This window comes from Actinoplanes sp. NPDC023714 (genome assembly GCF_040639855.1).
GTDB lineage: Bacteria > Actinomycetota > Actinomycetes > Mycobacteriales > Micromonosporaceae > Actinoplanes.
Map to the genome: position 1 here is coordinate 94,574 of NZ_JBFAAR010000009.1, position 13,121 is coordinate 107,694.

At 73.7% G+C, this 13,121-nt stretch carries 9 protein-coding genes; 2 read left to right on the top strand and 7 right to left on the bottom strand.

Annotated features, from left to right (window positions below):
- Positions 1–65 precede the first annotated feature (65 nt).
- The 4 genes from AB0G10_RS32305 to AB0G10_RS32320 are packed head-to-tail and all read right to left on the bottom strand — an operon-like array spanning position 66 to position 5,871.
- Positions 66–1,745, bottom strand: a complete 1,680-nt coding sequence (locus tag AB0G10_RS32305; RefSeq protein WP_360930266.1) for a helix-turn-helix domain-containing protein — start codon at positions 1,743–1,745, stop codon at positions 66–68.
- A 44-nt stretch (positions 1,746–1,789) separates the two neighbouring features.
- Positions 1,790–4,468 (bottom strand): AAA family ATPase, encoded by a 2,679-nt coding sequence (locus AB0G10_RS32310; protein ID WP_360930269.1) that lies wholly within the window; start codon positions 4,466–4,468, stop codon positions 1,790–1,792.
- A 46-nt stretch (positions 4,469–4,514) separates the two neighbouring features.
- Positions 4,515–5,444, bottom strand: coding sequence for a DMT family transporter (locus AB0G10_RS32315; protein ID WP_360930272.1), 930 nt, complete (start codon positions 5,442–5,444; stop codon positions 4,515–4,517).
- A 43-nt stretch (positions 5,445–5,487) separates the two neighbouring features.
- Positions 5,488–5,871: an HPF/RaiA family ribosome-associated protein gene (locus AB0G10_RS32320; RefSeq protein WP_360930275.1), complete on the bottom strand. Its 384-nt coding sequence runs from the start codon at positions 5,869–5,871 to the stop codon at positions 5,488–5,490.
- A gap of 145 nt (positions 5,872–6,016) precedes the next feature.
- On the opposite strand from AB0G10_RS32320, the gene AB0G10_RS32325 reads away from it, so the two are divergent.
- Entirely contained in the window at positions 6,017–7,522 is a 1,506-nt protein-coding gene (locus AB0G10_RS32325) for a PAS domain S-box protein (RefSeq protein WP_360930278.1), read from the top strand.
- A gap of 28 nt (positions 7,523–7,550) precedes the next feature.
- Here AB0G10_RS32325 and AB0G10_RS32330 read toward each other — a convergent pair whose 3' ends face one another.
- From AB0G10_RS32330 to AB0G10_RS32340, 3 genes are all read right to left on the bottom strand, one after another.
- Positions 7,551–8,345, bottom strand: a complete 795-nt coding sequence (locus tag AB0G10_RS32330) for a hypothetical protein (RefSeq protein WP_360930281.1) — start codon at positions 8,343–8,345, stop codon at positions 7,551–7,553.
- 72 nt (positions 8,346–8,417) lie between these two features.
- The gene (locus tag AB0G10_RS32335) at positions 8,418–8,936 is read right to left on the bottom strand and encodes a sigma-70 family RNA polymerase sigma factor (protein ID WP_360930284.1); all 519 of its coding nucleotides are present in this window, start codon (positions 8,934–8,936) and stop codon (positions 8,418–8,420) included.
- A gap of 110 nt (positions 8,937–9,046) precedes the next feature.
- Positions 9,047–9,574 carry a CAP domain-containing protein gene (locus tag AB0G10_RS32340; RefSeq protein ID WP_360930287.1) on the bottom strand — a complete coding sequence of 176 codons (528 nt, stop codon included), beginning with the start codon at positions 9,572–9,574 and terminating at the stop codon, positions 9,047–9,049.
- A gap of 962 nt (positions 9,575–10,536) precedes the next feature.
- On the opposite strand from AB0G10_RS32340, the gene AB0G10_RS32345 reads away from it, so the two are divergent.
- Complete coding sequence (locus AB0G10_RS32345; RefSeq protein WP_360930289.1) at positions 10,537–13,047, top strand: AAA domain-containing protein; 2,511 nt, start codon at positions 10,537–10,539, stop codon at positions 13,045–13,047.
- Positions 13,048–13,121: the final 74 nt, after the last annotated feature.

A 13,121-nucleotide genomic window follows, 5' to 3' on the forward strand; every position in this document is an offset into this window, starting at 1 on the left:
CGTGGGTCCAGGCAATCAACGAAGCGGGTCACGGGCCAGGCGAGACGACCGGCAGAACTTTCGTTTCACCTGCTCAGCGCGGTATGGCGGGTCAGGTCGCGCACCGCCTCCCGGAATGCGGCGAGCGCGTCCTCGTCCCAGCCGGGCCGGGCCAGCACGGCGTCGGAGAACCAGCGCAGCGCCCCGGCCACCTCCGCGGCGAGCCTGTCGTCGGCGACGATCCGCAGCGCGCCGAGCCAGTTCTCCGCCTCCGCCTGCAGCCACCCGCCGGCCTCCTCCCGGGTGGCGAGCGGCGCCAGTTCGGTCCCGGCCCGCGTGGTCGGCGGCGCCGGATCGGCGCCGGCCCGCGCGGTGAGCGGCGCCGGATCGGCGCCGGCCCGCGCGGTGAGCGGCGCCGGATCAGCCCCGGCGCGGGGATCGGGGCCGGGCGCGAACCAGCGGCCCGCCGCGACGGTGGTCTCCAGGAGCCGGCGGGCCATCCGCTCCCGGGTGGCGGCCCGGCTGCCGGCCGGCTCCTCGACGGCGAGCCGCTCCCGGGCGAAGAGCCGGATCAGGTCGTGGAAGCGGTAGCGGTCGGCGCCCTCGTGCTGGAGCAGCCCCAGCTCGACGAGCTCGTCCAGCCGGTCGGCGGCGTCGTCCGGATCACTTCCGGTCAGCACGGCGGCGAGCGGCGCCGCGAAGCCAGTACCCGGCACGTGCGCGAGCCGCCGGAACAGCGCGCGGCCCTCGCCGGAGAGCTGGGCGTGCGACAGCGCGAACGCGGCCGCCACCCCGATGTCGCCGGTGTGCAGGTTGGCGAGCCGCCGGTCGGCGTCGGCGAGCCGGGCGACCAGGTGCCCGACGGTCCATCCGGCGCGGTTCGCCAGCCGGGTCCCGGCGATCCGCAGCGCCAGCGGCAGATGACCGCAGAGCCGGGAGACCGCCGCCACATCGCCGGCCGCGGCCGGGTCTGCGGCCTGCCCGGCGATCGAGCGCAGCAGGGCCGCGGACTCGGCGGGCTCGAGCGGCGCCAGCCCGATCCGGAGCACGCCCTCCAGGCCGGCGAGGGTCCGGCGGCTGGTCACCACGACCAGGCCGGGTCCGGTGCCGGCCAGCAGCGGGCGTACCTGCGCCTCCTCGGCCGCGTTGTCGAGCACCAGCAGGCACCGGCGTTCCCGCAGGACGGCCCGCAGCTGGCCGCACCGGTCCTGGTCGTCGCCGGCGATCCGGCGCGGGTTCACGTCGAGCGCTCGCAGCAGCTGCGCCGCGACCTCGCCGGCCGCCGGCGGCTCCGGGTCGACGCCGCGCAGGTCCAGGTGGAAGCACCCGTCCGGGTACGCGTCACGCAGCCGGCCGGCCACCCGCACCGCGAACGCGGTCTTGCCGAGCCCGGCCTGCCCGTGAGCCAGCACCACCGGCATCGGCCGGCCCGGGCCGCCGGTCGCGGCATGCCGCCGGACCAGGCCGAGCTCGCGTTCCCGGCCGACGAAGTCGGTGACCGGCCGGGGTGGCTCGCCGACGCCGGGCCGGGCCGCCGCGGTGTGCATCCGCAGGGCGCGGGCGTCCTCCTCGAGCCGCCGGTGCTCCGCGGTGGTCATGCCGAGCGCGCCGGCGAGGGCGACGAGCGTGCGGGGCTGCGGCGCCCTGATGTGACCGCGTTCCAGATCGCTGATCGCCCGCACGCTCACGCCGGACGTCTCGGCCAGTTGTTCCATCGTCAGCCCGGCCGCATGCCGCGACCGGCGAAGCCGTTCCCCCAGAGGCATGCACCGAACCTAAGGAAGGCGGGGCGCCGGTCGCGTACGTAGAACTATGTATTCCGTAGCGCCCGGGCCAGCTCGGTGCGCGACCGGATGCCCAGCTTCGGGTAGATCCGGGAGAGATGCGTGCTGACCGTGCGCGGCGACAGGAACAGCCGCTCGCCGATCTCCTGGTTGCTCAGCCCCTCGGCGGCCAGCCGCGCGATCTGCGTCTCCTGCGGGGTCAGGGCCGCCGTCGTGTCGGACGGCCGGCGCAGCGACTCGCCGGACGCGCGCAGCTCGGCCCGGGACCGGTCGGCCCACGCCGTGGCGCCGAGCGCGTCGAACGTCGCGGCGGCCGCGCGCAGCAGCGCCCGGCACTCGGCGGGCCGCCTCCGGCGTCGCAGCCACGTCCCGTACGCATGCTGTCGCCTCGCCTGCTCGAACGCCCAGCCGGTCAGATCCTCGCCTACCGCCTTCTCCCACGCCTCGGCGCTGTCGGCCAGGACGGCGTGCGCGTACCCGAGACCGGCCAGCAACGCCGGGTGGCCGGACTGCTCGGCGACCGGCACCAGATCGCCGACGATGCGGCGCAGGGCGGCCGTGGCGCCGCAGCCGGCCGCCGCCTCGGCCAGATGACCGACCAGGAACAGCCCGGTGCCCAGGTGGTACGCGTCGTCGGTGGCGTCGAACACCCGGCTCAGCTCGGCGAACGCCTCCGCCGGCCGGCCCGCCCCGAGCGCCGCGAACCCGCGGATCTGCCGGACGCCGGCCAGCAGCGGATTGCGGCCGAGCGGCAGCAGCACCGCCTCGGTGGCGGCGGCCCGCCGCTCGGCCTCGGCGAGGTCGCCCCGCAGCGCCGCGGCCGCCCCGGCGGTGGTCCACGCGGTCGGCACCCAGTTGCGGTGCCCGTTCCGTACGGCGAACGCCTCGCTCTCCGGCAGCAGCGGCATCGCGGTCCGGACGTCACCGAGGTAGACCGCGTGCGACGCGTGGATGATCTGGGCCCGGTAGAGGACGCCGAGCCGGCCCTGCGCGCGCAGCCCGACCACCGCGGCGGCGTCGAACTCGACGGCCATCGGCAGATCGCCGGTGGTCGCCGCGCCGAGCCCGAGCTGGTACGTCGTGTACGGGTCGGTCCCGGCCGCGACGAGCAGCTCCCGCATCCGCCGCCGGCACTCGGCACCCCGGCTGATCGGCGCGATCAGCGCGAGCTGGGCCGGCAGCAGCGGGTCGTCGGAGATCGCCATCACCGCGTCGACCGCGGCGACCAGCCGCTCCACGACGGCCGGGTCCGGCTCGGCGAAGTACGTCCGCAGCGCGACCATGTCGAGCAGGTGCCCGGCCCGCCCGGTGTCCCCTGCCGCGACCAGCGCCTCGATCGCCGCCGCGAGGGTGACCAGCCGGTCGCTGCCGGACCACCGGTTGCCGTGCAGCATCTCCAGGAGGAACTCGTAGGCGGCCCGGTCGGCCGGGGTGAGCTCGTGCGGCCGGATCTCGTCGAGCAGCCGGTTGTTCGCCACGTCGTCGCCCTGCTCGGACGCCATGTCGACGGCGGCGAGCAGCCGGGACCCGCGCGCCGCGAGATCCTCGCTGAGCCGCGCGGCCTGCTCGAAAGCGGTCATCGCGATGCCCGCGGCCTGCCGGCGCCCGGCCCGGATCGCGGTCTCGGTCAGCTCCCGGGCCAGTTCCTCATCAGGCCCGTTCGCGGCGGCGGCCCGATGCCAGAGGCCGCGCTCCGGGTGGTCCACCAGGATCCCGGCGAGCGCCGCGTGCACCCGGCGGCGCTGCATCAGCGTCGCCGACTGGGAGAGCGCGGACCGCAGCAGGGGATGCCGGAACCGCACCTGCATCCGGTCGTCCAGCTGCACCAGACGCGTCGCGATGGCCGGGTCGAGGTCCTCGTGGCGGACCGTGCGGGGCTCCACGAGACGGCAGGCCCGGACGATCTCGTCCAGGTCGTCGCCGTCGTCGAGCGCCGCGACCAGCAGCAGCGACCGGGTCACCGGCGGCAGCTCGGCGACCAGGCCGGAGAACGTGCGCTCCAGGCGTTCGCTGAGCGGCACCCGGTTCGGCAGCAGCACCGAGGGGCCGGACCGGGCGGCGGCCTCGCCGAGCTCGATGATGCCGAGCGGGTTGCCCTGCGCCGCGTCGAGGACCTGGTCGGCGATGGACGGCGCCAGCTCCGGCGCGACCCGGCGCAGCAGCTCCGCCGCGGCGCCGGGATCCAGCGGCTCCAGACGTACCTCCGGAAGGCCCGCACCCGCGAGCCGGCGGCTGACGTCCCGGCCGTCCCGCGCGGTCAGCAGCATCGCGGCCGACTCGGCGCTCAGCCGGCGGGCCGCGAACGCGAGCGCCTCCCAGCTGGCGTCGTCGAGCCACTGCAGATCCTCGACGGTGATCAGGACGGGCGTGTCGTGCCTGGTCAGCGCCGTGAGCAGTGCCGTCGCGGCGCGATAGGGCAGGGCGTCCGGCGAGCCGAGGATCTCCACGGCGGCGCCGGCCAGGTCGGGCGCGGTGCGCAGGAGGCGATGCAGGCCCGCGTACGGGATGTGCACCTCGGCCTGGACCCCGGCCGTCTCCAGCACGCGCAGCCCACGGCCGGCGGCCCGGTCGCGCGCCGCGCCGATCAGCGTCGACTTGCCGATCCCGGCCTCGCCGCGCAGCACCAGCGCACCGCCGTCACCGGCCGCGGCGCCGCCGAGCAGGGCCTCCAGAGCATTGATTTCCGATAGGCGGCCCAGGATCACGTCGTCATCCTAGTAACGCTCGTCGATCAGCTCTTCCGCCGATGGGTCAGGCGCTCTGCGCGGCCGCTTCCCGCGGCCGTCTGCGCCACCGGGCCGGGCCTCGGGAGACGGCGACACCGGCGAGGCAGAGCGCGCCGCCGGCCAGGGTGACCCAGCCGGGCACCTCGTCGAGCAGCAGCCAGGAGAGCAGCACGACCACGGCCGGCACCGCGTACGTCGTCGAGCCCATCTTGCCGGCGGTCGTCCGGGCCAGCGCGTAGGCCCAGGTCGTGAACGCGATCGCGGTCGGGAAGACGCCGAGGTAGACCACGTTGAGGGTGGCCGACAGCGGCGCGTCCGCGACGTCGGCGACCAGCTGCCCGGCGAACGGCAGGCAGGCGAGCGCGCCGATGACGCAGCCGAACGTGGTGGCCTGCAACGCCGTCGCGTGCCGCAGGGCCGGCTTCTGTGCCACCACACCGGACGCGTACGTGATCGCCGCGACCAGGCAGAGCAGCACGCCGAGCACCGGGGAGTGCCCGCCGCCGGACATCGACAGCCCGACCACGACCGTCCCGGCGAACGAGACGGCGATCCCGGCCAGCAGGCGCGGCGGGAAGCCCTCACCGAGGAACACGCCCGCGAGCAGCGCCATGATCGCCGGGCCGACGTTCACGACGAGCGCGGCCGTGCCGGCGTCGACGAGCTCCTCGCCCCAGTTCAGCGCGACCATGTAGAGCCCGAACCAGAGCACCCCGGAGATCGCGATACCCGGCCACGCGGCCCGCGGCGGCAGACCCTGGCGGCGCAGCGCCAGGAAGACGAGCAGCACGACGGCGCCGGTCAGCAGCCGGCCCAGCGCGAGCGACCCGGGGGAGAAGTACGGCGCGGCCGCCCGGATCCCGACGAACGCGGACGCCCAGAGGACGACCGTGACGGAAGCGGCCGCCACCGCACTGCCGGGGACGCCGGCGGACCGCTCGGACAAGACGCTCATGGTCGTAGTCAATCTTGTCCGGCGGCCCGTCGGCTAGCGGGTATCAGACCTCCAGGTTGTCGCCCGGCACCACGGGGACGTCGCGCAGGTGCCGGTTGTGCCGCGGCTCCTGCTTGGTCTTGGAGTCGTTGAGCCGGCGGCGGAGGTCGTCGCGCGCGTCCATGACGGCCGCGTGCAGGTCCTCCTCGGACGACGTCGTGACGATCTCCGGGCGGCCGGCGATCCGGCAGATGAGCGAGACGTGCTGACCCTTCGCGCCGCGGTCCTTCACCGACAGCTCCAGGTCGGTGGCGTCCTCGTGGAACCCGGCGAGCCGGGCGTCCAGCGTGCTGAACAGTTCCCCGATCCAATTCCGGTCACCCTGGCTGAACCCGGCGCCCAGGCGCAGGCACTGCTCGACGGTGGCCGGGTTGGCGACAGCACTCATCAGAACTCCTCGATCCGGCGAAACAGGACGTATTCCTCCGTACCCTTGAAGATCCTGTTCGAATCTGCCTTTCCGGAACCGAGGGGTAAGCGAGAGCGGCGGGACTACCCTGACCCGTATCGAGCAGCGGAAAGGTCACCGGCCCATGAAAGCGTCGTGGTCGGAACGGGAGATGCTCGCCGCGATCGTCGAGCAGAGTTCCGACGCGGTCATCGCCAGCACCCTCGACGGGATCGTGACCGCGTGGAACGGCGGGGCCGAGCGGATCTACGGCTACTCCGCGGACGAGGTGATCGGGAGGCCGCTCACCGCCCTGCTGCCGGACGGCGCCGGCGAGGCCCTGCAGGCGGCGCTCGGGACGATAGCCGCGGGCGAGCAGATCCGGATGGACGAGACCACGCGGATCCGCCGCGACGGCACCCCCTTCGTCGTATCCGTGATCGTCTCGCCGATCCGGGACGAGAACGGGACCGTGGTCGCGGCGGCCGCCACCGAGCGTGACATCACCGAGGCGAAGCAGACCCGGGAACGCTCGGCCCGGGCGGCCCGGCTGGAGAGCCTCGGCCAGCTGGCCGGCGGGGTCGCGCACGACTTCAACAACCTGCTCGCGATCATCATGAACTACGCGGACTTCCTGGCCGAGGAGGTGACCGGCGAGGCCGCCGACGACCTCGCCCGGATCCGGGACGCCGCCGACCGCGCCCGGTCGCTCACCAGCCAGCTGCTGCTCTTCGCGAAGCGCGAGCCCACCCAGGTCGAGGTCGTCGACCTGAACGAGGTGGTGACCGGCGCCGAGGAGCTGCTGAGCCGGACCATCGGGGAGCACATCCGGCTCGTCTGCCGGCCCTGCGGCGGCGTCGTGCCGGTGCGCGCCAACCGCGGCCGGCTCGACCAGATCCTGCTCAACCTCGTGATCAACGCCCGGGACGCGATGCCGGACGGCGGCACCGTGGTGGCCGAGGTCGCCATCTCCGATCAGCTCGGCACCGACGGCGGGTGGGCGCGGCTGACCGTGAGCGACACCGGGACCGGCATGACGACCGAGGTGCGCGACCGGCTTTTCGAACCCTTCTTCACGACGAAGACCGCCGAGCAGGGTACGGGCCTCGGCCTCGCGACCGTCTACGGCATCGTCGGCGACGCCGGGGGCCACATCGCGGTGGAGTCCACGCTCGGGATCGGCACCACCTTCCGGATCGAACTGCCCCTCGCGGCGTCCGCCACCTGCGACGACACCACCGCGTCCGGGCCGGCGCCCCTCGGCGGCCACGGCGAGCTGGTCCTCGTCGTCGAGGACGAGCGGTTCGTCCGCGACCTGGTGGTCCGGGTGCTCTCCAACAGCGGATACCGCGCCGTCGACGACCTCGCCGGCGTGCCCCTCGACGAGGTGTCCCTGCTGCTCACCGACGTGGTCCTGCGCGACACGTCCGGTCCGCTGCTGGCCTCCGAACTGCGGGCCCGGCACCCTTCGCTCGCCGTCCTCTACATGTCCGGTTACAGCGACGGCAAGATCCGGGCGCAGTACGACATCGGCGCCGCCACCCGCATCCTGCACAAGCCGTTCACCGCGGCCGAACTCCTGCACCACGTCGGTGAGGCGCTCGCTGCCGCCGGCCGGCCCCAGGCCGTGTCCCGTGGATCACGTGAGTGATCCGCGGGACACGATCCGGGGTCCGCGGTCAGCGCGGGAGGTAGGGCTGGGCGCCGGTGACGACGCGGCCGTCGTCGAGGGTCAGGTCGTACGTGAGGTCGAGGAAGGCCGGGTCGCCGTCGTCGTCGCGGGCGAAGGCCGGCCCCGGCCACCAGACCACGTAGCGCCCGTCCGCGACGGTGGCCTCGGCCGTGATGTCGCCGGCGTGGACGGTCACCCCGGTGACGCCCTCGCCCGCGGCGCCGTCGGTCACCGAGGCCTCGACGAAGTCGGAGATGGCGCCCTGCGTGTACGTGTCCGGCGGCGCGGTCCGCGCCGGCCCGGAACCGCCGCCGGCACCCCACTTCACGTCGTCGACGTCGTCGCTGCCGGGGACGTTGTGGGCCAGGCAGGCGACGGACGTCTCCGGGTTCTCGACGCGGTAGAGCAGCATGGCGTACTCGCCGCGGCGCTCGGCCAGCACCACCCGGGCGTCGGCGCGGCTGACCCCGGGCATGCTGTCGAAGCCCTCCACGCACTCGGGGCCGATCATGGCGATCTCGGCGGCGGTGAGCGGGGCCGGCACCGGCGTCCACGAGGCGTAGGCCCGGCCGCCCCCGAGCACGCCCGGGAAGACGATCAGCGTGCCGGCCACGGCGACCGCGGCCGCCACGGCGACCGGACCGGCCCACCGGGGAAGGGCGAGCCGCCGGCGCGGCGTCGGAATCGAGAGCGGCGGCCCGGCGACGATCCGGTCCAGCGCCGTCAGCGCGCGTTCCCGCTGCTCCGCCGTGATCGGCAGGGCGGCGTCCAGCGCGCGCAGCTCCTGATCGAGGTCGGTCATGACGGGTTCTCCCTCAGGTCGAGGATCTGTTCGGTCATGACGGGTTCTCGCTCAGGTCGAGGATCTGTTCGGTCATGACGGGTTCTCCCTCAGGTCGAGGATCTGGAGGCCGGCCGGTTCGAGATGCCGGCGCAGGCTGCGGCGGGCCCGCAGCAGCCGCAGCCGGTATGCCGTGGCGCTGATCCCGAGGACCCGGGCGGCCTGCGCCGAGGTGAGATCTTCGAAGACGGCGAGGGCGAGCGCCTCCTGCTCGGTGTCGCTCAGCCGCTTCCACGCCGCGGCGAGGTCGACCCGCAGGTCCGAGCCGTCGTCGAACACGACGGCCGGATCGGCGAGCCGGACCGCCAGCGCGGACCGGCGGTCCCGGCCACGGCGCGCGTTGAGCAGGCAGTTCCGGGCCACCCCGAACAGCCACGCCCGCAGGTCGCCGTCCCGGTCCGGCGCCTCGTCGAACCGGCGCCAGGCCACCAGGAACGCGTCGGCGACGGCGTCCTCGGCGTGGCTGTGGTCGACCCGGCGCTGGGCGAAGCGCAGCACATCCTCGTACGCGTCGGCATAGAGCGCCCGGAAACGCGACTCCCGTTCTCTCACACCCGGTACCTGTCCGTCAGAGGCACCGATGTTTCATAGCAGTTCTCGAAACACGGCTATGCCCCAGCCGCAGGGGGATCGGCTGGGGCATAGCTGGCTTTTCAGTTCCTTCAGTAACCGAAGTCCTGGGTGTAGTACGGCGTGCCATTGGCGGAGAAGACCGCGCCGACGCCGACCGTCTTGGACTTGCAGTTGAGGATGTTGGTGCGGTGGCCGGGGCTGTTCATCCAGCCGTTGACGACCTGCGCGGCGGTGCGGTAGCCCCAGGCGATGTTCTCGGCGGACGGCTTGGCGTAGCCGGCGGCCTTCGACCGGGCGACGAAGTTGGAGTTGGAGCGGCCGGTGTGGGAGAAGGTGCCGGTCTGGGCCATCCAGGCGCTGTGGCCGCGGGCGGCGGTGGTGAGCTTGGCGTCGACCTTGAGGGCCGCGCAGCCGTGGGTGGTGCGCTGGATGTTGATGAGGCGGTTGATCTCGTTCTGCAGGGTGGTCTCGCCGGGCTTGGCGGTGCTGGTCTGGGTGGTGGTGGTCTTCGCCGGGGTGGCGGCCTGGGCGGTGCCGGCGGTCATCGTGGCGAGGCCGAGGGTGGCCGGGGCGATGAGGGCGGCGGCCAGGGCGAAGCGGCGAAGAACGTTGCGCAAGAGCGGTCCCTTTCGTCGGTGTTTCGCGGTTGCGCTGTTCTGTTCGGCCCGGCTGCGGTTGGTTGGATCTCCGTCCTGGTGCGCGTGCGTGGCGGGACGGTTGCCGGCTCACGGCGTTCCCGGCTGTGCGGGAGGGCGACATTTCGGGCGCGGGCCCAGCCGTGGCGTACAGCCGGGCCGGGTTGGCTGTACGGGAGAGCGACATTTCGGGTGCCGGCCCAGCCGTGGCGTACAGCCGGGCGGGGTTGGTTTCGGCCGGTGATCGACGTCGGCTGCAGCTCATGGTTGCGACGCGCCGGGTCCGGCGACCACACGCTGCAGCCGCCAGCCGTGTACTGCAGCCGGCAGCCGTGCGCTGCAGCCGGCCTGGCAACGGTGGACGGCTGCACGGGAGGGCGACAAATCGGGCGCCGGCCCAGCCATGGAGTACAGCCAGGCCGGGTTGGCTGTGCGGGAGGGCGACAAATCGGGCGCGAACCCGGCCGTGGCGTGCAGCCAGGCGGGGTTGGCTGTATGGGAGGGCGACAAATCGGGCGCCGACCCAGCCGTGGAGTACAGCCAGGTGGGGTTGGCTGTGCGGGAGGGTGGCAAATCGGGCGCGAACCCGGCCGTGGCGTACAGCCAGGTGGGGTTGGCTGTGCGGGAGGGCGGCAAATCGGGCGCGTGGACAGTTGAGGGCTGGGCTGGGTGGGAGGGCGGTGTGGAGGGGGACGGTAGCCTCGGGCGCCATGCGACCGTCGACCGTTCTGGGTGTTCTTGCTGCGCTGGCTCCTGCGGCCGCCGAGCGGACACTTGACGTCACTCGTGGGGCTCAGGCGCTCGTGTGGGTTAAGAGCGCCGAGCGGACGCCGCGGAAGCCCGCCGTCGATCGGCTGGCATCGCTTGATGCGCTGCATCGGGAAGAGCGGATTCTTCATGTCGGCTGGGGATTTCTCGCGGGAACCGCCCTCATCGACGGAAAAATGCGAAAAATCCGGATTCCGCTCCTCAGCCAGCCCGTCCATCTCGAACGCGCCCTGTTCGGCTACCAGATTGTGCCTGCGGGCGACCTCCAGGTCACCCCGTTGATCGAGGACCGGGAGCTGGCCGCCGCGCTGGAGGCCGCCCCCGGCATCGGCGGCCCGGGCTGGCTGCAGGCGGTCGGGGCCCGGGCGTGGCTGCGGTCGGCGGCCGAGGCGACCGGGATGGCGTTCGACGCGGTGACCGATTCCGGCGAACGGTTGCCGAAGGACCGGCTCGTCGTGGTGGCGGCGCCCGCGCTTTTTGTGATCAGGGATGTGTTCGGTGTCGGGCTCGGTGACAGCCTGCGCAGCTGGGCCGGCCGGGATCTGGCCGGGACGGCGCTGGAGGCGATCTACAAGGGTGCGCCAGCGAGGGAGGAAACGGACGAGGGTGCGCCGGCGAGGGAGGAAACGGACGAGGGTGCGCCGGCGGGGGAGGGAACGGACGAGGGCCCGGTCCATTCGCCGCTGCCGCTCAGTGCCGACCAGGAACGGGTCGTGGCGCGGGCGCGTACGGAATCGGTCACGGTGGTGTCCGGTCCGCCCGGTAGCGGGAAGAGTCACACGGTCGTGGCAGCGGCGCTCGAGGTGGTGCATCGGGGCGGTTCGGTGCTGGTCGCCACGCAGTCGCCGCACGCCGCCGAAGTGCTGGCCGAGCTGCTGAGCCGCTATCCGGGCCCGGCGCCCGTGCTGTTCGGGGACGCCGGCCGGGCCGATCTCGAGGCCGAGCTGACGGCGGGCGCGGAGCAGGGTGCGAGCGCTTCCCGGCTTCGCGCCGGCCAGGAGAGGGTCGAGGCCGCGATTGACCACGTACGGGAAACCCGAGCCGTGGTTGCGGGCTCCCTCGAACTGGAGCGTCACGCCGCCCGCCTGACCGAATTCGAACCCCTGATTCCCGGGCTCACCGTCGACGTGCCGGGCGCGTTCGACCCCGCCGTGGACCTGGATGAGGTCCGCAGGCTGCTGGCGGCGCCACCCGGTTGGCGGGCACGATTCGCCCGGCGGCGGGCACTCCGTAGTCTCGGGATCCGGGCCAAGAGCGGCAGTTCCGACGTACCCCGGGAAAGAGTGACCGAAGCTCTCGCAGCGGCCACCGCGCAGCGTGCCGCGGCACGCCTCGCCGCGACCGGCGGCAGTGGGCTGGAGTCGCAGTGGGCCGCGCTGCACGAGGCCGAGTCGGCGCTGCGGGAGGCGGCCGGGGAGGCCATGCGGGATGCGGCGCGCAGTGCGAAACGGTGGGACGGTGAAGCCCGGAGGGCCGCTCAGGCGCTCGCCGCGGCGCTGCGGGCCGGACGGAACCGGCGCCGCGAGCTGCTCGCCCAGATCGACGCTCCGCCGCTGGTCAGAGCCCTGCCATTGTGGATCGGGACGGTCACCGACGTCGAGGATCTGCTGCCGCCGGCGCCCGGGATGTTCGACCTCGTGGTGATCGACGAGGCGTCGCACGTGGATCAGATCAGGGCGGCGCCGGTGCTGGCCCGGGCGAAGCGCGCGCTGATCGTCGGTGATCCGCGGCAACTGCGGTTCGTGTCGTTCGTCAGCGACGTGGACGTGTCCTCGGTGCTGGCCGCCCACGAAGCGTCACCGAACCTCGATGTACGCAGGGTCAGCGCCTACGATCTCGCGGCCGGGGCGGCGCCGGTGACCTGGCTGTCCGAGCACTACCGCAGCGTGCCGCACCTGATCGGGTTCTCGGCGCGGCGGTTCTACGGCGATCGGGTGTCGGTGATGACGCGGAGCCCGGCCACCGAGGCGGTCGACGCCATCGAGGTCGTGCCGGCCGGGGACGAGGTGGCGGCCGCGCTCGAGGCGGTATCCGCGCTGGCCGGCAAGGGGGTACGCGGGATCGGGGTGATCAGTCCGTTCCGGGCTCAGGCCGAGGCGCTGGAGGCCGCGCTGCTCGCCGCGCTGCCGGCCGAGAAGATCGAGGAGCTGCGGCTGCGGGTGGGTACCGTGCACGCCTTCCAAGGCAGCGAGGCCGAGGCGGTGGTGGTGTCGCTCGGGCTCGGGGATGGGGACGGGCCGGGGCGGCGGCGGTTCGTCGCGGATGCCCAGCTGTTCAACGTGATGATCACGAGGGCGAGGAAGAGGCTCGTCGTGGTGAGCGGGTTGTCGGCGGCGGAGGGTCTGCTGGGGGAGTACCTGGAGTGGGCCGCCGCGCCGCCCATTCCCGACATTTCCGATTTGTCGCTCAAGTCTCCCTGGGTGGCGTCGCTCGCCGGTGAGCTCGAACGCCTCGGTGTGCCCGTCCGGACCGGCTATGAGGTCGGCGCCTGGCATGTGGATCTCGTCGCCGGGTCGGCCGAGCGGTTCGCGGGCGCCCTGTGTGCCGTGCATCCCGGCGGACCGGACGCGCACGTGGCCCGCCAGATCGCCCTGCACCGCGCCGGCTGGCGGCTGATCGACGCGTTCCCGACGCGGTGGAACGGCGATCCCCGGCGGGCCGCCCTGGAGATCGCCGCGATCCTGTGATCGTCGGATTTCGCCACGCCGCCCCCGCCGGGAGCCGGGATTGCTGGGCGACGTCCGCGGCAGCCACCCCTTCA

Excerpts from the sequence above, each read along its gene's own strand:
- AB0G10_RS32325 (WP_360930278.1), top strand. The coding sequence starts at position 6,017 with ATGAAAGCGTCGTGGTCGGAACGGGAGATGCTCGCCGCGATCGTCGAG.
- AB0G10_RS32305 (WP_360930266.1), bottom strand. The coding sequence starts at position 1,745 with ATGCCTCTGGGGGAACGGCTTCGCCGGTCGCGGCATGCGGCCGGGCTG.
- AB0G10_RS32315 (WP_360930272.1), bottom strand. The coding sequence starts at position 5,444 with ATGAGCGTCTTGTCCGAGCGGTCCGCCGGCGTCCCCGGCAGTGCGGTG.
- AB0G10_RS32330 (WP_360930281.1), bottom strand. The coding sequence starts at position 8,345 with ATGACCGACCTCGATCAGGAGCTGCGCGCGCTGGACGCCGCCCTGCCG.
- AB0G10_RS32345 (WP_360930289.1), top strand. The coding sequence starts at position 10,537 with ATGCGAAAAATCCGGATTCCGCTCCTCAGCCAGCCCGTCCATCTCGAA.
- AB0G10_RS32320 (WP_360930275.1), bottom strand. The coding sequence starts at position 5,871 with ATGAGTGCTGTCGCCAACCCGGCCACCGTCGAGCAGTGCCTGCGCCTG.